A 20,513-nucleotide genomic window follows, 5' to 3' on the forward strand; every position below is an offset into this window, starting at 1 on the left:
ATGGGTTTGTATCATGTAACCGATTCAAAAGATAACTGCGGATTTGGGCTTATCGCTCACATTCAGGGCGATGCTAGCCACAAACTCGTAACAACGGCCATAGAAGGTCTAGACCGTATGCAGCATCGTGGCGGAGTTGCCGCCGACGGCAAAACGGGTGACGGCTGCGGTTTATTGCTGCAAAAGCCAGACAGCTTCTTCAAAAAAGTCGCCAAAGGGCGTGACTGGACCTTAAATACGAACTATGCCGTTGGCATGGTGTTTCTAAATCGCGACCCGATTGTCGCAAGTGCCGCGCGTGCCGTACTTAACGCAGAGCTAGAAAAGGAAATGTTAAGCGTGGTGGGTTGGCGTGAAGTGCCTACCGACCATAGCGTATTGGGCGACCTAGCGAAAACGGGCGTCCCTCAAATCGAGCAAATTTTTGTAAATGCACCAAGCGGCTGGTCTATGCCAGACCTTGAGCGCAGATTGTACATGGCTCGACGAAGAGCTGAAAAAGTACTCGCAGAAGACGAAGATTTTTACATCGCATGTTTATCGACCTTTGTAACCATCTACAAAGGCTTGGTCATGCCAAAAGACCTCCCTGCGTTTTATCATGATCTGGCAGACCCCGACATGCAGTCGTCTATCTGCGTATTCCATCAGCGATTTTCAACCAACACCCTTCCGAAGTGGCCGCTCGCGCAGCCTTTTAGATTTCTTGCCCACAACGGCGAAATTAATACCATAAAAGGGAACCGCGACTGGGCGATTGCTCGAACCAGTAAGTTTGCCACCCCGCTCATTCCTGATTTGCGCGATGCCGCGCCGTTTGTAAACTTGACCGGCTCAGATTCAAGTTCGTTAGACAACATGCTGGAGCTATTTTTGGCCGGCGGTATGGATTTGTTCCGTGCGATGCGCCTGCTAGTGCCGCCTGCATATCAAAATAACAAAACCATGGACCCAAATTTGCGTGCATTCTATGAGTTTAACTCTATGCACATGGAGCCTTGGGATGGCCCAGCGGGTATTGTGATGACCAATGGTCGTCACGTCGCCTGTAACCTTGACCGCAATGGTTTACGTCCCGCTCGCTACGTCATTACAAATGATAATCTCATTACCCTCGCCTCAGAAATAGGGATTTGGGACTACAAACAAGAAGACGTAGTTGAAAAAGGCCGTGTAGGTCCAGGTGAAATGCTTGCGGTAGACACGCATACGGGCAAAATTTGGCGCTCAAATGAAATTGATGAAGATTTAAAAGCGCGCCACCCCTACGCTGAATGGATTACATCGCACATCAAGCGCCTGGCACCCATTGAGCAGGTAGACGCCTCACAAATTGGCAAGCGCGCCTTTGACGACGTGCAAATGGCGACCTACCATAAACTGTTTAACTACAGTTACGAAGAAATGCAGCAAATCATCAAGGTGCTCGCAAAAGACGGCCAAGAGGCGGTGGGCTCTATGGGCGACGACACACCAATGGCGGTTATGTCCTCAAAAAACCGTACGCTCTATGATTTTTTCCGTCAGCAGTTTGCTCAAGTGACGAACCCTCCCATTGATTCACTACGTGAAAATCACGTCATGTCTTTGGCAACGTGCATTGGGCGAGAACAAAATGTATTTAATGAGACGAGCGGCTATGCTCACCGTGTATTGTTTGACTCGCCAGTGCTGGTATATACCGACCTTAAGCAACTTAAAGAATACGATTCTCAGTACTATCATAACGAGCAAATAGACATTAACTACCGCTTAGAAGAGGGCCTTGAGAACGCACTTATACGAATTTGTGATGAAGCTGAAAATGCAGTGCGTGAGCGAAATGCCGCCTTTGTTATTTTAAGCGACAGACAAATTGCTAAAGATACACTGCCCATTCCTGCCGCGATGGCCGTTGGTGCGGTGCAGCGACGATTGATTGACAAGCAACTACGTTGTGACGCGAACATTGTGATTGAAACTGCCTCTGCTAGAGACCCGCATCACTTTGCGGTGCTCATAGGCTTAGGCGCAACCGCCGTTTATCCTTTCTTAGCATATGAAACTATTGAACAAATGGTTGAGCAAAAAGAGCTCGATATTTCGCCTATGGAGGCAGTACTTAATTATCGCAAAGGCATAAACAAAGGCCTTTATAAAATAATGTCTAAAATGGGCATCAGCACGATTGCCAGCTACAGAAGCTCAAAATTGTTTGAAGCTATTGGCATAAATAGCGATGTCATAGAGCTTTGTTTTAAAGGGATTCCTAGCCGCGTGCAAGGCGCTAGCTTCGAAGATTTTGAACAGGATGTTGTAAATAGTGCCCGCATTGCTTGGCTAAAACGCAAGTCTATTTCCCATGGCGGCTTGTTGAAGTATGTGCATGGCGGCGAGTATCATGCCTACAATCCAGATGTAGTTAAAACGCTGCAAACAGCGGTGGTAAGTGGTAATTATGCCGATTACCAAGTTTTTTCTGACTTGGTAAATAAGCGTAATCCTAGCCACTTACGTGACCTTATGGGCTTAAAGTCTGATTTAAGTCCAGTGTCGATTGATGACGTAGAAGCCGCTGAACATTTGTTTCCGCGCTTTGATACCGCGGCAATGTCCATAGGTGCACTTAGCCCTGAGGCTCATGAAGCCCTTGCAATTGCAATGAATCGATTAGGCGGACAGTCTAATTCGGGTGAAGGTGGCGAGGATCCTAAACGCTTTAACACCGAGAGAAACTCTAAAATTAAGCAGGTAGCCTCTGGCCGATTTGGCGTGACCGCGCACTACCTAATGAATGCAAATGTTATTCAAATTAAGGTTGCTCAAGGGGCAAAACCTGGAGAAGGCGGGCAACTGCCCGGTGATAAAGTAAATAAGTATATTGCAGAACTGCGCTTTTCTGTGCCTGGCGTGACGCTGATATCACCGCCTCCTCATCACGACATTTATTCCATTGAAGATTTAGCGCAATTAATTTTTGATTTAAAACAAGTTAACCCTGATGCACTAATTTCAGTGAAATTAGTGTCAGAGCCTGGCGTTGGCACAATCGCCACAGGCGTAGCAAAGGCTTACGCTGACTTGATTACTATTTCGGGCTATGACGGCGGCACCGGCGCCAGCCCACTCACCTCAGTAAAATATGCAGGCAGCCCTTTTGAGCTAGGTCTAGCTGAAACCCAGCAAGCATTAGTAGAAAATGGCTTGCGGCACAAGGTAAGAGTACAAACAGATGGCGGCTTAAAAACCGGACTCGATGTTGTAAAAGCAGGCATTTTAGGCGCTGAAAGTTTTGGCTTTGGCACCGGTCCGATGGTTGCACTTGGGTGTAAGTACTTGCGTATATGCCATTTAAATAATTGTGCAACCGGTGTGGCAACACAAGACGCCAAACTGCGTGACAATTATTTCATTGGTCTGCCTGATATGGTAATGAACTACTTTAAGTTTGTAGCCCAAGAAGTGAGAGAAATTATGGCCAGTATTGGCATAACGCGCTTCCAAGACCTAGTGGGCCGAACAGAGCTGCTTGAGTTGCTAGACGGGCAAACGGCTAAGCAAACAAAGCTTGATTTGTCGCCCTTGCTCGAAAAACCACAGGCGGGTACTCATACCAAGTTATTTTGCTCAGAAGTTACCAACTCACCCATTGATAAAGGTGAGCTAAACAAACGCTTATTGAACGATGCTGAGAAATCCGTGCTAGGCAAAACCAGTACCCGCTTACACTACGATGTACGAAACACCGACCGGTCGATTGGCGCAACATTGTCTGGTTTTATTGCAAAACACTACGGCAACTCGGGTGTAGATGACTCGCCCATTGAGGTAACGCTCACTGGCACTATTGGTCAGAGCTTTGGGGTGTGGAACGTTGGTGGACTGCATATGCATTTGATTGGCGATGCCAACGATTATGTGGGTAAAGGCATGACCGGCGGAAAATTGGTTATTAATCCTCCCGCCAAAATCAGTTTTGACACTCATCAAAGCGCCATTATGGGCAATACATGTTTATACGGTGCCACTGGCGGCAAGCTTTACGCCGCAGGGCGAGCTGGCGAGCGCTTTGCAGTTCGTAACTCTGGCGCTATTGCGGTCATTGAAGGAATTGGCGACAACGGTTGCGAATACATGACAGGCGGCATAGTGGCTATTTTAGGCAGTGTTGGTGTCAATTTTGGAGCAGGCATGACCGGTGGATTTGCTTATCTGTATGATGAATTTGGCGACCTTGATCAGCGCGTTAATCATGAATTAGTCGACGTACAGGGCATTGAAGACAAAGTGATCTTGTCTGAACATTTGCGCGGTCTCATCAATGAGCATTACGAAGAAACCGGCAGCGCACATTCGCTAGATTTATTGACCAACTTCGCTGAAGAAATGAAGAATTTTCGCTTGGTTAAACCAAAAACAAGCGATGTGAAAAATTTGCTAGGGCACATCAGTCGCTCAAGCGCAGAACTGCGCATTCAAGCACAATAGCCCAGGAGTAGTTTTTAGTATGGCAAAAAATGTATATCAATTCGTAGATGTGGCGCGTATTGACCCGCCTAAAAAACCTATCATCATGCGAAAAGAAGAGTTTGGTGAAATTTACCAACCCATGACATCGTCACAGGCAGCTGGTCAGGCCGACAGATGCCTTGATTGCGGGAATCCTTACTGCGAATGGAAGTGCCCTGTTCACAACTATATTCCGCAGTGGTTAGATTTAGCTAACGAAGGAAAGATTATAGAAGCCGCTGAGCTGTCTCACAAAACCAATAGCCTACCTGAAGTATGCGGCCGAGTATGTCCACAAGACAGACTGTGCGAGGGCGCATGTACGCTTAATGATGACTTTGGCGCGGTAACGATAGGCAGCATCGAAAAATATATTACCGACACGGCATTTAAAATGGGATGGCGACCAGACATGTCGGGCGTTGAATGGACCGACAAAAAGGTAGCGGTTATTGGTGCAGGACCGGCAGGTTTAGCGTGTGCCGACATCTTAGTACGAAATGGCGTAAAGCCAGTCGTGTTTGATAAGTATGAAGAAATTGGCGGACTACTGACTTTTGGCATTCCATCGTTCAAGTTGGAAAAAGAAGTCATCACGCTAAGGCGCCAAATATTTAGCGATATGGGCGTTGAATTTCGTTTGAATGTAGAAATTGGTAAAGACCTCCCCTTCCAAGACTTGATGGATGAGTATGATGCCGTGTTTTTAGGCATGGGCACATACAAAGCTATGCAGGGCGGTTTTACTAACGAAAAAGCTCCCGGAGTTTATGAAGCACTTCCATTTTTAATTGCAAATACGAACCGGGTTATGGGCATTGAGAAGTCACCTGAAGACTTTATTGATATGCGCAACAAACGCGTTGTAGTGCTTGGCGGCGGTGATACCACAATGGACTGTGTACGCACATCCATAAGGCAAGGAGCCTCATCGGTTATTTGTGCCTACAGAAGAGACGAGCAAAGTATGCCTGGCTCACGGCGAGAAGTTGTCAACGCAAAAGAGGAAGGTGTCGAGTTTCAGTTCAATATGCAGCCTATAGACATCGCTGTTGATGAAAATGGCGTTGCGATTGGTGTGCGTATGGTACGCACAGAAATGGGCGAACCTGATGCGGCAGGTCGTCGTAAACCAGTAGAGATACCAGGGTCTGCACACATCCTTGAAGCCGACGCCATTATCATTGCATTTGGGTTTTCGCCAAGTCCTGCAAGCTGGTTTGGTGATGTTGGTATCATTTTGGACGAAAAAGGCCGAGTTCGGGCACCGGCCGCTGGTCGCTTCGCTTTTCAAACCTCCAATCCAAAAATATTTTCTGGCGGCGATATGGTTCGTGGCTCTGATTTGGTTGTCACTGCTATTGATGAGGGCAGGAAAGCCGCTGAAGGTATCTTAGATTATTTAGAGGTATAGCAACGGGTGCTATACTGATTACCTAAACCCATAGTAAGCTACATGCTTCATTTATGTGATTACATAGATAAAACATTGCACAAGGGATGTTAGGGCAAAGTCGGAGAGCTCTTAAGTCATAACAGGTCGTTAATCTGACAACGCGCGAAAATTACATCGCGCGTTAGCTATTTATTGTGCAAGACAGTAAACTGTGGATATAAGATACACAAGGTGAGATTTAGGTTATATGGAATTACATTCGTCAAAAACGTTATGGCTAGCATTAATGATAGCCGCGTCGTCACAAACAATCGCACAAGAACCCGTTAATTTAAAAAATGAACAAGCGCCCGCCGCACAAGAAAATCCTAATGCTGAGAGAGATTTTAAGGTTATAGAGGAGCCCACGACGCCTCCAACCGCATTCGAGCGCGAACTAGACTCGCAACTTGCCTCTGCTTTGCTTTTAAATGAAAACGCGCCAGAAAATGATGCCTCAGATGAAGAGGTTTCAGACCCCATTGCCGAATTAACGTCGCAAGCGCCCTCCCCCGTTGAGCAGGCCGAAGGTCTTGGCGAGCAAGACTTCGCTGTAGATGAAGCTATCGAAGAGGAAGTAGTCGAGGTTGCTGTAGAAGAAGCTATCGAAGAAGAAGTAGTTGAAGCCGCTGTTGAAGAGGCCATTGAAGAAGAAGTACTTGAAGCTGCTGTTGAAGAGGCCATCGAAGAAGAAGTACTTGAAGTTGCTGTTGAAGAAGCCATCGAAGAAGAAGTAGTTGAAGCCGCTGTCGAAGAGGCTATCGAAGAAGAAATAGTTGAAGCCGCTGTAGAAGAAGCCATCGAAGAAGAAGTAGTCGAAGCTGCTGTCGAAGAGGCCATGGAAGAAGAAGCAGTTGAAGCCGCTATCGAAGAGGCTATAGAGGAAGAAGTAGTTGAAGCCGCTGTCGAAGAAGCCATCGAGGAAGAAATAGTTGAAGCCGCTGTAGAAGAAGCCATCGAAGAAGAAGTAGTCGAAGCTGCTGTCGAAGAGGCCATGGAAGAAGAAGCAGTTGAAGCCGCTATCGAAGAGGCCATCGAAGAAGAAGTAGTTGAAGCTGCTGTCGAAGAGGCCATCGAGGAAGAAGTAGTTGAAGCCGCTGTTGAAGAGGCCATCGAGGAAGAAATAGTTGAAGCCGTTGTCGAAGAGGCTATCGAAGAAGAAATAGTTGAAGCTGCTGTTGAAGAAGCCATCGAAGAAGAAGTAGTTGAAGCTGCTGTTGAAGAGGCCATCGAAGAAGAAGTAGTTGAAGCCACTGTCGAAGAAGTCATTGAAGAAGAAATAGTTGAAGCCGCTGTCGAAGAAGTCATTGAAGAAGAAATAGTTGAAGCTGCTGTCGAAGAAGCCATCGAGGGAGAAGTAGTTGAAGCCGCGGTCGAAGAGGCCATCGAAGAAGAAGTAGTTGAAGCTGCTGTTGAAGAGGCCATTGAAGAAGAAATAGTTGAAGCTGCTGTCGAAGAAGCCATCGAGGAAGAAGTACTTGAAGCCGCTGTCGAAGAAGAGCTGGTTGAGACGGCTGTCGATGAGCCAGTAGAACAGCTAATTGCAGAGACTCGCGAACAAGAGCAAGCACCTGCATTCGAAGAGCCAGTAAAGCAAGCCTCAATGGACGATAGTCAGCAGGTTCAGGCAACAAGAACGGTTATGACTTACCCAAGCAGCAATGAGCGAACGCAAACCTGTCCAACAGTGTTTTACGACGTAGAGATTCCTCAAGGCGGCAAACTATGTCAGATTTTTGCCGATGACTTGCCGGCAACAATGGTGTTTTATGTTCCTCAGGCAACCGCCGACACCGTTGCGTTTTACAGAAATCAGGGGCAGTTTGCAGCGCCTCAAGAGGTCAAACAGCGTTTTATCATGCGCTCAAATAACGGCAACACAACCTTAATTGTTTCGCCAGACGGTGATGGAAGTCAGGTAGATATTTTAGTAAAGGCGCTTTAATTCTTTAAAGCGTCAAACTTTTATGCCTGCGTGATTTTATTGGCACAGCCTTTGCAGAATTCCAAATAAGTTAAGCTATTGCGACGTGTTTTCGTTCGCCTCGTATACTTTTTGGAGTCATAATGGAATTTGCAATTATCTTGTTAGCAGTGTTGATTTGTGTTTCGGTGTTAGCCGTAAAACTCAACGACAATAAAATAGCCTTTCCTTTTGCTGTCAAAAAACAGCTTTTCACCGCAGCAGAGCGTCAGTTTTTGCAACTTATTGAGCAGTCAGTAGGTGACGAATTTCGCGTTATGTGTCGTGTAAAATTAATTGATCTGCTCTCTTTGCGCAGCAACACCGACAAAAAAATAGCCAATAGCGCGCTATTAAGAGCTGGGGGCAAACAGGTTGATTTTGTTTTGTGCGACCGCAAAGATATGACGCCTGTGATGGCCATCGACCTTGTCTTCGGCGTCGGCAAAGACGGTCACAATACTCAGCGCGATTTTTTTGTAAGTGGTGCACTCGATACCGCTGCCATTCCACATGTGAGAATTAAAGCAAAAGGCGGATATACCGTTACGGATATCAGAGAATGCATCGAAGCGAAACTCATTCCCCTCAGACGCCGCCAAGGTAAAATTCCGTTTAGTGGAGTAACTGCAGCAAATCCTAGTATCATACCTACGAATAAACGCCCTACGCGACCGTTGAGCGCTAGTAGACGTGCTGTTGCAGCCTAGCACTATATCCTCTTGTATTTAAAAACTGAGCGTCTATTATGACGCTCAGTTTTTTACTATCAGTGAGCCTTACATGAAAATAGCCATCATCGGAGCAATGGAAGAAGAAGTGCAGTTGATAAAAGACAAACTGCAGGACGGAAAAACCATAAGCGTCTCGCATTTAGAAACGCATGTAGGACACATTCGTAATCACGAAATCTTTTTAGTACAAAGCGGCATTGGTAAAGTTGCCTCTGCGCTTGCGGCCTCTCTGCTCATTCATCAGTTCAATCCTGATTTGGTGATCAATACCGGGTCTGCTGGTGGCTTCGACCCCGACCTCAATATTGGTGATATCGTGATTGCCGACTCACTTATGTATCACGATGTGGACGTAAGCCATTTTGGATATGCGCCGGGACAAGTGCCGGCCATGCCCAAACAGTATGTCGCAGATGCGTATGCCAGCGGTGTCGCGATGGAAGCGGCAAAAACCTTATCAAACATTAAAGTAAAAACCGGTCTTATCTGCAGTGGTGATAGCTTTATAGGCTCAGATGAAGCAGCAGCTAAAATACGTGAGGCCTTCCCAGCCATGAAGGCAGTAGAGATGGAGGGCGCTTCAATAGCCCAAACCTGTCACATGATGGACACTTCCTGTGTGGTCGTCAGAAGCCTGTCGGATATTGCTGGAAAAACGTCTACAGTGTCGTTTGAAACCTATCTCGAAAAGGCGGCAAAACATTCAGCAATGCTGATACTAGGTATGTTAGACAGGCTGTAACGCTTGGATGAATTAATTGCGCAGTACTTGCCAGCAGCACTAAGCGCTTGGTTTGTATTACTAATTGCTTGGCTCGCAGAAAAAACCATTCCTGTTGCCAGTTGGGTTGACCCTATCGGCTTCTTCAGATTTGTTTGTGAACGAATGGCGAAAAAAGTGCTGCCTCGTTCACAGCAAACTCAGCAACATTACATATCAGGAGCGCTGGCGGTTATTGTGCTTATTGCCCCGGTGCTTTTATGTGTTTTCCTCATTCGAGAATTTGCTTACTACCCGCTTATTTTTGATGCTTTGATTATATATTTATGCCTGCAGTTTACGCCCTATGCAAAACTCACTGAGCAGTGCCATAAAGCGCTGAACGCAGACAAAAAGCAGTTAGCAAAATCACTGCTGAACCCAAGCACGCTCAGGCAAACTGGCTCTCTCTCAAGCACAGGACTGATAAAGGCTACCATTGAAATGTTCTGCCTGAGGATCGTATATCAACAAATTGTGGTGATGTTTTGGTACTTGGCGCTCGGACCTATTGCGGTATTGTTTTACAGACTTTGCTACGAGGCTCATCAAAGCTGGAACACTAAGATTGACACTTTCCAAGCCTTTGGCTGGTTTAGTCACTGGGTATGTTTTTTGTTTCAATATGTCCCGGTGCGATGTTTTGCACTTTTACTGCACACTGTGGCATCGCTGCAAAATATAGGACGGCGCACAGCAACAAAATCATTGCCGATGAGCTATCCTAAGGCAACATTCTGGCAATCTAATGGTGGGGTGATATTAGGTGCTCTGTCTGGTGCAATTAATCGCACGACTAGCGGCCCTGTCAAGTATCACTCCTCTCACAATGGAACGGTTAAAATCAGACGGGTAAAATTTTTAGGGCGCAGTGAACCACTTATCACAGATATATTGCTGAGCACTCGACTATGCAATCACACAATCATCGCTTTTATGTGGGTACTATTATTATGCTGCTGGGTGTTTTCACTATGACACGATACATACAGATACAGCGGTTTGTTATGAAATCCCTAATGCTAAGCTTTTTACTGCTTTCACAAAGTATCGCATATGCAGATTCAACGACAGTGCGCACTGAAATACGCATTGTGACCCTTTCACCGCACCTTACAGAGCTCGTATTTGCACTAGGCTTAGGCAAGCATGTTGTTGGCGTGAGTGACTTTAGTGATTTTCCGGCAGATGCAGAATCAATACCGCGTGTTGCAAGTTATCAAGGCGCCAACATCCCGGCTATATTACGCCTAAAACCCACGCATGTTCTAGCCTGGCAAGGGGGCAATAAAGACGTTGATATCATGAAGATGAAACAAGCTGGCTTAAAGGTCTATTTATCGAAAATAGAGAGTGTCGATACCCTGAAAAATGACATATCAGAAATGGCGGCATTTTTGGGTGTATCTCAAAGCGGTGAATCATTGATAGCTGAGCTCAGTCAAGCCGTATCACGCATCAAAAATCGTTATGCGGGCAAAAAGCAGCCTACTTTGTATTATTTGAACAATCATCCTCTGGTCGCACTAGGTAATGATAAATGGATTAATGATTTACTTGATTTGTGCGGGCTCAGCAATATTTTTAGAGCGTCAATCGCGCCTTATCCTCAAGTAAGTGTTGCACAAATACTTCGCCTTGAGCCCCAATTGATTGTATCCGCATCAAACGAAAGCAAAGCAGTGATAGAGTCAACATGGCGCGAACACAACAGCACTGCATACGCAAAGGTAATTTTGGCTGACGCAGACAAAATGCATCGCTTCACGCCGAGAGCTATTATAGAAACCGCGCGTATTTGCGAGAAGGCCTATACAAATCTTTAACTTCGTCATACAGTTAATGAGTACGTGTAACTTCCGGAGATTTTATGAAACACACTCGTCAAAAACATTTAAGCATCCTTGCCTTGCTTATCAACCTTATCGCAATGCTCTGCATCAACGCATTTGCTTTCGCAAATGTTATCACCGAATTGGACCATGACGCATTTCAGAGAGTAGCCAGCACCAGCCTTGTCGTTGATGTCAGAACACCCGATGAATACGCCGAAGGTCATATTCCTGGCGCTATAAATATTCCGCTGGCAACGGTGTCCGATAGCTTGGATATGTTCGGTAACAAAAACACCAACATCGTGGTTTACTGCCGGTCAGGGTACAGAGCTGGCAAAGCATTAGAAGTACTAGCAAATGAGGGGTTTACCAAGCTCAATCATTTAGAGGGAGATATTCAGGCTTGGGCAGAAGCCGGGCTCGATATGGAAAAGCCCGGATAGAAAACGCCATAAACCATTACGACAAAGTGATCTTTGCGAATTTACGCTTGCCTACCTGATAGACTGCGACGCCCGGTTCATTTAGCAGTAAACGGGTGTCATCCACTTTTTCACCGTCTATTTTAACTGCGCCTTGTTTAATCATGCGCATTGCGTCAGAAGTAGAGCTTACTAATTCTGCTTCTTTTAGCAAATTTCCTATTGCCAACCCTTCAGAGGGCAAAGCTATAGAAACTTCAGGCATATCATCAGGGATCGCGTTCTTTTGAAAACGCTGAATAAAATCCTTATGTGCACTTTGCGCTGCATCGGCATCATGGAAACGAGCAATTAACTCCTTCGCCAAATCAATTTTAACGTCGCGCGGGTTTTTGCCAGCCTCTACTTGTGCTTTCAGCGCTGCAATATCCTCAAGTGGACGAAAACTTAGCAAATCAAAGTAACGCCACATTAGCTCGTCGGATATAGACATAATTTTGCCAAACATATCATTAGGTGCATCAGTAATCCCAATGTAGTTATTCAATGACTTAGACATTTTTTGCACGCCGTCCAATCCCTCCAACAGAGGCATCATCAAAACGGTTTGCTGCGCTTGGCCTTGACCTTTTTGTAATTCGCGGCCCATCAGAAGATTAAAGCGTTGGTCTGTGCCACCAAGCTCTACGTCAGATTCTAATGCAACTGAATCCCAGCCTTGTACTAGGGGGTATAAAAATTCATGGATAGCGATGGGCTGTCCGTTCGCATAGCGCTTTTTAAAGTCATCACGCTCTAACATACGAGCTACTGTTTGGCTCGCTGCAAGCTTGATCATACCCGCAGCTCCAATCTTGTTCATCCACTCGCTATTAAAGCGTATCGTGGTTTTTTCTGGATCGAGTATCTTAAACACTTGCTCTTGGTATGTTTTCGCGTTTTCAAGCACCTGTTCTTCGGTAAGTGGCTTGCGGGTGACGTTTTTGCCGGTAGGATCACCAATCAAGCCAGTGAAGTCCCCAATCAAGAAAATAACCTCATGACCTAACTGCTGAAAGGTTCTTAGTTTATTGATAAGAACGGTGTGCCCTAAATGCAGGTCTGGCGCTGTTGGGTCAAAGCCGGCTTTGATTTTTAGAGCTTTACCCGTCTTTAAGCGCTCAATCAGCTCTTCTTCTATTAAAATCTCATCTGAACCGCGCTTAATTTCAGCAAAAGCTGCTTCCCAAGTTGCCATTTTCTAATCCTATTAAGTGTCGTGCGTACGCGATATTACAGTGCGCGAGCCGTTATATTTTCGGGCGATCTTAGCACGCAAGCTGTGAGGTTGTAGTTTCTATGGTCACAGCCGATAAGACTATATGTGATAGAGTGAACCTTTGGGCTGGAAACGAGACTAAAATCGTTATATTCTGCCATTTGATTTGCCGATATTTTACGAGCGTATGATACACAATACAATAAAACATCTTCCTAAAGTTCATCGGGTGACGCTTGCCGCCGTTGGCTTTTTGTTAGTTCTGATGATTTTATGGCCATCTGAAAATGTACAGGCCTCGCGTCAACTCAATACCCTAGAGCTCATACCTGGTATGCAGTACGAGCTCCCCATGCCGAGCTTCGAATCACAGCCAGCAGTAGATGAAAGCATATTTGAGGGTGAAGACTACATTACCCATAAGGTAAAACGCGGCGATACGCTTGCAAAAATTTTGTCTGCGCACAAACAATCGCCGCAAACGACCTACAAACTGAGTAATGCAGGTGAAAAAGCTAAAACATTACGCAAAATAAAGCCCGGTGATGCGTTGTATTTGCAAATAAATGAGGCAGGTCAACTTGCATCATTGAAATACCCACTGAATCAAACCGAAACCTTAGTTATCACATCAAAAGACGATGGTTTTGTTAGCGAAATTGAAACTAAACACGTTGAAACTGTGCTTAATTTTGCCCAAGGTACTATCAGCAGCAGCTTTTGGAACGCTGGGATTGAAGCAGGGCTTACCGACAACAAAATTATGCAGCTGGCCGGTATATTTGGTTGGGACATTGATTTTGCTCAAGAAATTCGACCTGGCGACTCATTCAACATGGCCTTTGAGGAGCTCTACGTGGACGGTGAGTTTATCGGATATGGTGATATCGTCTCTGCAGAATTTGTGAATCAGGGTGATGTATTTACTGCCATTAAATATACCGACGGAAACTATTACACGCCCGAGGGCCGCAGCATGCGAAAAAGCTTCTTGCGGGCACCCATTAATTTCAGTCATGTGAGCTCAAACTTTAATCCTAAGCGCTTTCATCCGGTTCAAAAACGCATTAAACCTCACAGGGGCGTAGATTATGTAGCCGCAGTTGGTACGCCGGTGTTGGCCGCAGGTAACGGCAAAGTGGTACGCTCTTCTTACGATAAATACAACGGTCATCATGTGTTTTTGCAACATGGTGAGCGTTATCAAACTAAATACCTGCATTTTAAGAGCCGTGCGGTCAAAGTAGGTCAGTGGGTTAAGCAGGGTGACGTAATCGGATATTTAGGCTCAACGGGAATGGTCACGGGCGCACACCTACACTATGAATTTTTAGTAGATGGCGTGCATCGTAACCCAAGGACGGTTGAGCTTCCCAAAGCCGAACCTATTGATAAAAAAGAAAAAGATAACTTTTTGTTGATTGCTGACCAGCAACTATCTTTGCTGAACAACAACAAACGCATCATGCTGGCAATGAAATAAAGCCAGACTCGGTGTAGTGTGAATAGCGTCTCGCAGAATCGACTACACCGCACAAGCGCAACCGCGCCTTTTTAAGTGGAAATACTTGAAATCTGTTGGTGCTACAAGGCGTTGATACGTTAAGGAACTAGCGCAGTAGGTTGCGTGGCAAAATATTTTTCTAATTCAAGTGGCATGGGCTCGGCGCGCTCTTTTGTGACAAGCGCCAGTTTTTCAAAACATGCTAACCAACTGTATTGCTGTTGCAGCATGTCTTGCTCGCGTTTAAAACCTCGCTGACTCAGAGAAATGGTGCTAGTTTCGTTGTCTTTAGCAGCAAAACTAATGTCGACCTTTGTAATATCGTTAGTGTCTTCCCATCGCCACGTATAGCTGAGACTCTTATCTTTTTGTATCTGTTGGTAGGTTCCCACAACGGTCTGCTGAAAACCGTCTGGAGACTGCAATACCATTTGATAATTGCCACCTTGCGTAAAGTGGGAGTGAAATTGTGATACTGAAAGTTGGCCTGGTGCGCACCATTTAATGATCAATTCTGGTCTAGAAAAGGCATCATATACTTGGGGTAGACTTGCGTTTAGAATGCCATTAATAGTGAAATCGAACATAAAATATGCGAACCTCATTTCAGTCTTTGTTGAATAATTTATATCGGCATCGATATTGATTTCTCCACCGCTTAAACTGAATAATTAAAGGAAATTGCCTTGCACAAACTGGCCATCATCAGCAGAGACTTTTTTCTTTATCGAGATTTATTCGCGTCTATTGAAAATGACTTTGACACCGTTCAGTTAATATATGCTGGCCCTGCGATGTGTTATGAAAATAACACCGCAGAAGGCAATACACATACACACGATACTCAAGCGTACGTAAATGCTCTTAACGAAGCGTCAATAGTCCTAAGCGAACCAGATATTGGTAGTGATAATTTGGATAAGCTTTCAAAATTAAAGTGGCTGCAATCCACGTGGGCAGGCAATAATAAACTCCAGCATCACAAAAAACGTGATTACATGTTAACCGGTACCAAGGGCATCTTTGCCGAACAAATGCGGGAGTATGTCTTTGCCTATATATTGTTTTTTACGCGCCAAATCGCGCAATTTACGTCACTTCAGGGTAAGCGCTTATGGCAACAACCCGCCATCCCCACGCTTGCCGGGAAGCGAATTGGCATAATGGGCATGGGGAGCATCGGTATAGAAGTTGCAAAAATGGCTCATGAATTTGGTATGACCGTCTCGGCTATTACGTCACAAAACAAAGTTTTGGACGAGGTTGATTATTTTACTCTTGAGCAACGAACGTCATTTGCAACTCATTGCGACGTCATCGTGAATCTTTTGCCTGAAACAGAGCAGACTATCGGGGTGTGCGATGAAGACTTTTTCGCAGCGATGAAGGCAGATGCGGTGTTCATTAACGCAGGCCGTGGGTCGGTTGTCAAAAGCGACGAGACACTTTTTAATACTCTAAAGGAAAAAAAAATAAAAGCAGCCGTGCTAGATGTTTTTACGCAAGAGCCGCTCACTGCCAATCATCCGTTTTACCAGCTAAACAATTGCTATCTCACCAATCATACTGCCGCCGTATCAGACCCAAAAAAAGTGTTTTCTGTGTTTAAAGACAACTTACAACGGTTTGTAACAGATGCTCCTCTTTTGCACCAACATGACTTCGTGAAGGGCTACTAGGCGCTTTCCTGTTTAAGCAACTGCGTCATACCCTGATTAAACAGGCGCAGCCAGTTACCGCTTAACTGCCCTTTATGCTGCTGGTTTAAGGCAATTATGGCTTCTTTAGATGTAAGGCACTTGCCATCCGCTTGCGGTGTGTTAGTCAGATTATCGTAGCGGTCTAAAATGGCTAGCAATTTAGCGCCAGCGCACATCTGGTCGCCGGTTATGCCAAGAGGATAGCCGCTTCCGTCAACATTTTCATGGTGCTGCATGATAATTTTACGCGCTTCATCCCAAGTATTTAGATGCTCGATTAAACGAGTGCTCTTGTAAACGTGCGAACGCAGCAAATTTGACTCTAATTTTGTTAGCTCTTCACCTTTCATCACAACGTGATTTGGCATAAACGCCATGCCAAAATCATGCACATAACACGCTACCGCCAACTGCTCTTCTGGCAAAGGCTCGTCACTTAAACTATTTATATAGAACGCTAGAATAGCAAGACGGTCTCCTCGCCCTTCCTTGTAACCCGTGCGCTTTTCGATTGGTCGCATGAGTTCTCTGAAAAACAGCAAATCTGCCATCTTATCTGGCGAAAGGTCTTTTGGAATACCTGTTTTTGCCAACTCAATGCGCGGCGCGCTGTCAACATTGTCTTGTTGATTCGTTAGGCAGTTAATTGCTCGTTGGAGCAATTGCTCATGCTGAGTAGAATTCTCAGCGTTGATTAGTTTGATTACGTCAATAGTCGCATCTAGCGCCTCTTTGTCGTAATTCGCCCGGCCATCGTTAATACAATCGCTAACAAAGCGAGTGACACGGTCCATCAGCTTAAGCACGAGGTCGCTTAAAACACTTGTATAGGTCGCTTCGCCTTTTCGTAACAGATCAAGAATATCCTCAAGGTATTGAAGCACCTCAATCATAGGCATAAACCCTACTAAGCCAAGGTCACCTTTTATGGTGTGCACAGAGCGAAAAAGCGAACGCTGAAGTTCATTGTCGTTAGGCGTCAACTCGAGTTCAATAAGTGTCTGCTCGCTGGCCTCGTAGAGCTCTTGAATTTCTTCGCTGAGGTCATGCAGAATGTCAGACTCAAGTTCTTCAGGTATAAATAGTGCCATGTAGATGCGCCAATAATCGATTGAATTTCTATAGGAGATTATCGGCACACAGCACAATTACCTAAGCGATTGTGTTCACTCATTTAGCATATTTTGATAGGAATTAAATTCGTGCTGGCGCTGTGCTCAAGATAAAAACTGCGTATAATCGCGGGTAAGCTAAACAGTGGGAACTTCATGTGCTAGGCCTCTTACGAGCTATTGTTTTATTTTTTTATTTTATTTTGATCAACGCCTTCTTAATCATTGCATTTTTGCTTAGACCTATGCATCGAAACAACGTGCATTTAGCCGGCAATGTGTACAGTAGCATGGCCAAAATACTCGGCGTAAAGCTAGAGTTAAGAGTATCTGACAAGATTAAATCAGACGAATCGTACATCTTCATCGCTAATCACCAAAATACTTGGGATTTATTAAGCATCAGCAAAGCCGCTCTTCCCGGAGTGGTGACCATCGGTAAAAAAAGCCTAAAGTGGATACCAATTTTTGGCTTAATTTATTGGCTATCGGGCAATATCATGATTGACCGAAAAGACTCCGGAAAAGCACGCAATACGCTTTCTTTAGCAGGGCGAAAAGCGCGCAAGCGAGGCCTGTCTATTTGGATGTTTCCGGAGGGAACGCGCAGTCGAGGCAAGGGTATTCTGCCTTTCAAAACAGGCGCTTTTAGACTAGCCTTAGATACAAAATTAAAGGTCGTTCCCGTCTGCTGTAGCGATAATCACCACTCAATTCGTTTTAATCGCTGGAACAATGGCACTGTTGTCATCGAGGTGATGGACCCGATGGAAATCGACAGAGAGCTGCCTGCTAAACAAACAGCGCTGCGGTTTGAAAATATCATTAAACAGAAATTCGAGCAGTTGAATGAAGAGGCAGCCCTACTCAGCAAAGCCTGATTGTGGGCCCTTGTTATAAACTGTCATGACATACAATCGTTCGGGTTTGTTGATTACTAACGATAAATGCCAACAACGCGGTATAAGGACCAAACATGAATAATGAAGAACTACAGGCATGGTACGAGTTTAATGAAGAAACCATCCAAGCGCTTAAAGATGACGGCAGTGATATCAGCCAGCCGCATACAATTGAACATCACTTTGCCAGTAAAGACTTTGATATTCTTGAAAAAGCAGCCGTAGACGTATTTAAAGCTGGTTTTGAAGTCACTGACGCTGAGGAGCTAATGCTTGATGACGGCGGCACGGTGTTTTGTTTCGACGCGGTAATAGAAAAGAAGTTAGACCTGACCGCATTTAATAAAGACACGCAAACCCTAGTGGCGCTCGCCGATAAACATCAGGTGCATTATGACGGTTGGGGAACCTACTATGTGGGCGACGACGCCATTGAATACAACGATGACGATGGCGAGTACGATTTAGACGAAGACTGATTTCAAGAGAAAGGTAAAAATGCAATCAGCTTTGAATTAAACAAAGCCAATATCGCAATGAGTAAGAAAGGTCCAATATTTATGAATATCATGAAAAATTCTGGTGTAACTATAAAACATAGCTTTTTAGCCAGCATGTGTGCATTAGTCGTGCTGATGGCAGGGTGTTCCGAGAGGCATGCCGAAACGTCTAAAGATTCTAAAGCTCCCATTGCTGATCGGGTGCTAATGAATGCCAATGTGTTAAGCCTAGATGCCAACAACACGCAAGCTCAAGCGCTCGCCATCAGTAATGGTAAGATTTTATTTATTGGAAGTAACGATGACGTTCGAAACTTCATTGGCGCTAATAGCGAAGTTGAAGACCTTGATGGGCGCACCGTTTTACCTGGGTTTATTGACGCTCACGGACACTTCTTGCAAACTGGCATGATGGCCCTTGCCGCGAACCTTTTACCACCTCCCGATAACGATGTAAGCAGTGTCGAACAAATCATCGACAAACTCAAAGCAAAAGCCGATAGTGACATGACAAAAGAGCTTGGCTGGATTATTGGAATGGGCTACGACGATGCCCAACTTGAAGAGGGCCGGCATCCAACACGAACAGACCTAGATAAAGTATCGACCGACGTGCCGGTGCTTGCAGTCCATCAATCCTCACACCTTGGCGCGGTAAACTCAAAGGCTCTAGAAGTTTTAGGCATTTCAAATGATGTTACTGATCCAGAGGGAGGCAAATTTAGACGCAACGCCAACGGCGAACTAAGTGGCGTTGTTGAGGAGCTTGCGTTTTTTGGCATCGCCAATCAGGCCTTTGCTAAGGTGAATTCTGAACTCGTACAGCAGGCAATTGCTGCATCACAGAAAGCTTACTTTGCAGCCGGTTTTACCACCGCACAAGAGGGACGGGCCCAGTTGTCTGATGTACAGGCTGTCATGGGAGCTGCCAAAGCAGGAGCACTGGATATCGACGTGGGTGTTTTCCCTGATCCCACCTTAATTAATGACGATTCGGTATTCATCGATGACATCATGGCTTTGCATAGCCCAAATTACGCCAATCACGCAAGGATTGCCGGCATTAAACTATCGTTAGACGGCTCGCCTCAAGTAAAAACCGCATGGCTGTCCAAGCCCTATCATAAGCCCCTTGAGGGCCAGAGTGAAGATTATGCGGGCTACCCACAACTCGACACCGAAGTTATTAACAAATACATTCAGCTAAGCTATGAAAATGACTGGCAAGTGCTTGCACATGTTAATGGTGATGCAGCTATTGACCAGTTTTTAGATGCTATTGAACAAGCACACGAGATGTTTCCGGATTCTTCTATGAAACCGGTTGCAATTCACGCACAAACCGCTCGTGAGGATCAACTCGACCGAATGGCTCGCGTAAACATGATCCCTTCATTTATGTCAGTTCATGCGTTTTATTGGGGAGATTGGCACAGAGATTCGGTATTGGGCGAAAATCGAGCGGCTCATATCTCACCGGCAAAGAGCGCTCTCACCAAAGGCTTAACCATTACCTCGCACAATGATGCTCCGGTCACTCTACCGAATTCACAAATGATTTTATATTCGATGGTGAATCGACTTACCCGCAGTGAACAAGTCCTCGGGGCAGACGAGCGTGTTGACATCGAGCAAGCGATTAGAGCAATCACCAGCAGCGCTGCTTATCAGTTGTCTGAGGATGCTACAAAAGGCAGCATTGAAGCCGGCAAGTATGCAGATTTGGTGATAGTCGATAAAAACCCTCTTGAGATGCCCTCCACAGAACTTTTGGATCATAAAGTGCTAAGCACTATTAAAGAGGGAAAAACGGTTTATTCCGCGCCCAATTAAAAAAGGCTCAAAATGGATTTTTTGAGCCTTTTGTACACGTCAGCTATGTATGCTTTCTTGCGGTGTG

16 protein-coding genes are annotated in these 20,513 nt (G+C 45.4%); 13 read left to right on the plus strand and 3 right to left on the minus strand.

Annotation, left to right across the window (positions count from 1 at the left end):
• From gltB to ACFO4O_RS17985, 8 genes are all read left to right on the plus strand, one after another.
• A complete protein-coding gene (gene gltB, locus ACFO4O_RS17950) occupies nt 1–4,467 on the plus strand; it encodes a glutamate synthase large subunit (protein ID WP_382411064.1) in 4,467 nt (1,488 codons plus the stop codon).
• A gap of 19 nt (nt 4,468–4,486) precedes the next feature.
• Nucleotides 4,487–5,902: an FAD-dependent oxidoreductase gene (locus tag ACFO4O_RS17955; RefSeq protein WP_382411066.1), complete on the plus strand. Its 1,416-nt coding sequence runs from the start codon at nt 4,487–4,489 to the stop codon at nt 5,900–5,902.
• A gap of 229 nt (nt 5,903–6,131) precedes the next feature.
• Nucleotides 6,132–7,868: a hypothetical protein gene (locus ACFO4O_RS17960; RefSeq protein ID WP_382411068.1), complete on the plus strand. Its 1,737-nt coding sequence runs from the start codon at nt 6,132–6,134 to the stop codon at nt 7,866–7,868.
• Nucleotides 7,869–7,990: 122 nt separating this feature from the next.
• A complete protein-coding gene (locus ACFO4O_RS17965; RefSeq protein WP_382411070.1) occupies nt 7,991–8,596 on the plus strand; it encodes a DUF2726 domain-containing protein in 606 nt (201 codons plus the stop codon).
• A 73-nt stretch (nt 8,597–8,669) separates the two neighbouring features.
• The gene (locus tag ACFO4O_RS17970) at nt 8,670–9,362 is read left to right on the plus strand and encodes a 5'-methylthioadenosine/adenosylhomocysteine nucleosidase (RefSeq protein ID WP_382411072.1); all 693 of its coding nucleotides are present in this window, start codon (nt 8,670–8,672) and stop codon (nt 9,360–9,362) included.
• A gap of 3 nt (nt 9,363–9,365) precedes the next feature.
• Nucleotides 9,366–10,358, plus strand: coding sequence for a cobalamin biosynthesis protein CobD/CbiB (locus ACFO4O_RS17975; protein ID WP_382411074.1), 993 nt, complete (start codon nt 9,366–9,368; stop codon nt 10,356–10,358).
• Between the two features lie 29 nt (nt 10,359–10,387).
• A complete protein-coding gene (locus ACFO4O_RS17980; protein ID WP_382411076.1) occupies nt 10,388–11,206 on the plus strand; it encodes a helical backbone metal receptor in 819 nt (272 codons plus the stop codon).
• 44 nt (nt 11,207–11,250) lie between these two features.
• Nucleotides 11,251–11,658: a rhodanese-like domain-containing protein gene (locus ACFO4O_RS17985; RefSeq protein ID WP_382411078.1), complete on the plus strand. Its 408-nt coding sequence runs from the start codon at nt 11,251–11,253 to the stop codon at nt 11,656–11,658.
• 16 nt (nt 11,659–11,674) lie between these two features.
• Here the strand turns inward: ACFO4O_RS17985 and tyrS are convergent, their stop codons facing one another.
• Entirely contained in the window at nt 11,675–12,874 is a 1,200-nt protein-coding gene (gene tyrS, locus ACFO4O_RS17990; RefSeq protein ID WP_382411080.1) for a tyrosine--tRNA ligase, read from the minus strand.
• Nucleotides 12,875–13,082: 208 nt separating this feature from the next.
• Between tyrS and ACFO4O_RS17995 the strand changes: the two genes are divergently transcribed.
• The gene (locus ACFO4O_RS17995; RefSeq protein ID WP_382411082.1) at nt 13,083–14,378 is read left to right on the plus strand and encodes a peptidoglycan DD-metalloendopeptidase family protein; all 1,296 of its coding nucleotides are present in this window, start codon (nt 13,083–13,085) and stop codon (nt 14,376–14,378) included.
• A 119-nt stretch (nt 14,379–14,497) separates the two neighbouring features.
• Here the strand turns inward: ACFO4O_RS17995 and ACFO4O_RS18000 are convergent, their stop codons facing one another.
• Nucleotides 14,498–14,986 carry an SRPBCC family protein gene (locus tag ACFO4O_RS18000; RefSeq protein WP_382411083.1) on the minus strand — a complete coding sequence of 163 codons (489 nt, stop codon included), beginning with the start codon at nt 14,984–14,986 and terminating at the stop codon, nt 14,498–14,500.
• Nucleotides 14,987–15,085: 99 nt separating this feature from the next.
• Between ACFO4O_RS18000 and ACFO4O_RS18005 the strand changes: the two genes are divergently transcribed.
• Nucleotides 15,086–16,078 carry a D-2-hydroxyacid dehydrogenase gene (locus ACFO4O_RS18005; RefSeq protein WP_382411085.1) on the plus strand — a complete coding sequence of 331 codons (993 nt, stop codon included), beginning with the start codon at nt 15,086–15,088 and terminating at the stop codon, nt 16,076–16,078.
• Here the strand turns inward: ACFO4O_RS18005 and ACFO4O_RS18010 are convergent.
• Nucleotides 16,075–17,190, minus strand: a complete 1,116-nt coding sequence (locus tag ACFO4O_RS18010) for an HD domain-containing phosphohydrolase (protein ID WP_382411087.1) — start codon at nt 17,188–17,190, stop codon at nt 16,075–16,077. The two genes, ACFO4O_RS18005 and ACFO4O_RS18010, sit on opposite strands and share 4 nt — an antisense overlap.
• Nucleotides 17,191–17,369: 179 nt before the next feature.
• Between ACFO4O_RS18010 and ACFO4O_RS18015 the strand changes: the two genes are divergently transcribed.
• The 3 genes from ACFO4O_RS18015 to ACFO4O_RS18025 all read left to right on the plus strand — a co-directional run bounded on the left by ACFO4O_RS18015 (nt 17,370) and on the right by ACFO4O_RS18025 (nt 20,446).
• A complete protein-coding gene (locus ACFO4O_RS18015) occupies nt 17,370–18,092 on the plus strand; it encodes a 1-acylglycerol-3-phosphate O-acyltransferase (protein WP_382411089.1) in 723 nt (240 codons plus the stop codon).
• A gap of 95 nt (nt 18,093–18,187) precedes the next feature.
• Nucleotides 18,188–18,592 carry a ribonuclease E inhibitor RraB gene (gene rraB, locus ACFO4O_RS18020; protein WP_382411091.1) on the plus strand — a complete coding sequence of 135 codons (405 nt, stop codon included), beginning with the start codon at nt 18,188–18,190 and terminating at the stop codon, nt 18,590–18,592.
• Between the two features lie 81 nt (nt 18,593–18,673).
• Nucleotides 18,674–20,446, plus strand: a complete 1,773-nt coding sequence (locus tag ACFO4O_RS18025) for an amidohydrolase (protein ID WP_382411093.1) — start codon at nt 18,674–18,676, stop codon at nt 20,444–20,446.
• Nucleotides 20,447–20,513 lie beyond the last annotated feature (67 nt).

The organism is Glaciecola siphonariae, assembly GCF_042652645.1.
Classification (GTDB): domain Bacteria; phylum Pseudomonadota; class Gammaproteobacteria; order Enterobacterales; family Alteromonadaceae; genus Glaciecola; species Glaciecola siphonariae.

Excerpts from the sequence above, each read along its gene's own strand:
- rraB (WP_382411091.1), top strand. The coding sequence starts at position 18,188 with ATGAATAATGAAGAACTACAGGCATGGTACGAGTTTAATGAAGAAACC.
- gltB (WP_382411064.1), top strand. The coding sequence starts at position 1 with ATGGGTTTGTATCATGTAACCGATTCAAAAGATAACTGCGGATTTGGG.
- ACFO4O_RS17955 (WP_382411066.1), top strand. The coding sequence starts at position 4,487 with ATGGCAAAAAATGTATATCAATTCGTAGATGTGGCGCGTATTGACCCG.
- tyrS (WP_382411080.1), bottom strand. The coding sequence starts at position 12,874 with ATGGCAACTTGGGAAGCAGCTTTTGCTGAAATTAAGCGCGGTTCAGAT.
- ACFO4O_RS18025 (WP_382411093.1), top strand. The coding sequence starts at position 18,674 with ATGAATATCATGAAAAATTCTGGTGTAACTATAAAACATAGCTTTTTA.
- ACFO4O_RS17965 (WP_382411070.1), top strand. The coding sequence starts at position 7,991 with ATGGAATTTGCAATTATCTTGTTAGCAGTGTTGATTTGTGTTTCGGTG.
- ACFO4O_RS17985 (WP_382411078.1), top strand. The coding sequence starts at position 11,251 with ATGAAACACACTCGTCAAAAACATTTAAGCATCCTTGCCTTGCTTATC.
- ACFO4O_RS17960 (WP_382411068.1), top strand. The coding sequence starts at position 6,132 with ATGGAATTACATTCGTCAAAAACGTTATGGCTAGCATTAATGATAGCC.
- ACFO4O_RS17995 (WP_382411082.1), top strand. The coding sequence starts at position 13,083 with ATGATACACAATACAATAAAACATCTTCCTAAAGTTCATCGGGTGACG.
- ACFO4O_RS17970 (WP_382411072.1), top strand. The coding sequence starts at position 8,670 with ATGAAAATAGCCATCATCGGAGCAATGGAAGAAGAAGTGCAGTTGATA.
- ACFO4O_RS18000 (WP_382411083.1), bottom strand. The coding sequence starts at position 14,986 with ATGTTCGATTTCACTATTAATGGCATTCTAAACGCAAGTCTACCCCAA.
- ACFO4O_RS17980 (WP_382411076.1), top strand. The coding sequence starts at position 10,388 with ATGAAATCCCTAATGCTAAGCTTTTTACTGCTTTCACAAAGTATCGCA.
- ACFO4O_RS18010 (WP_382411087.1), bottom strand. The coding sequence starts at position 17,190 with ATGGCACTATTTATACCTGAAGAACTTGAGTCTGACATTCTGCATGAC.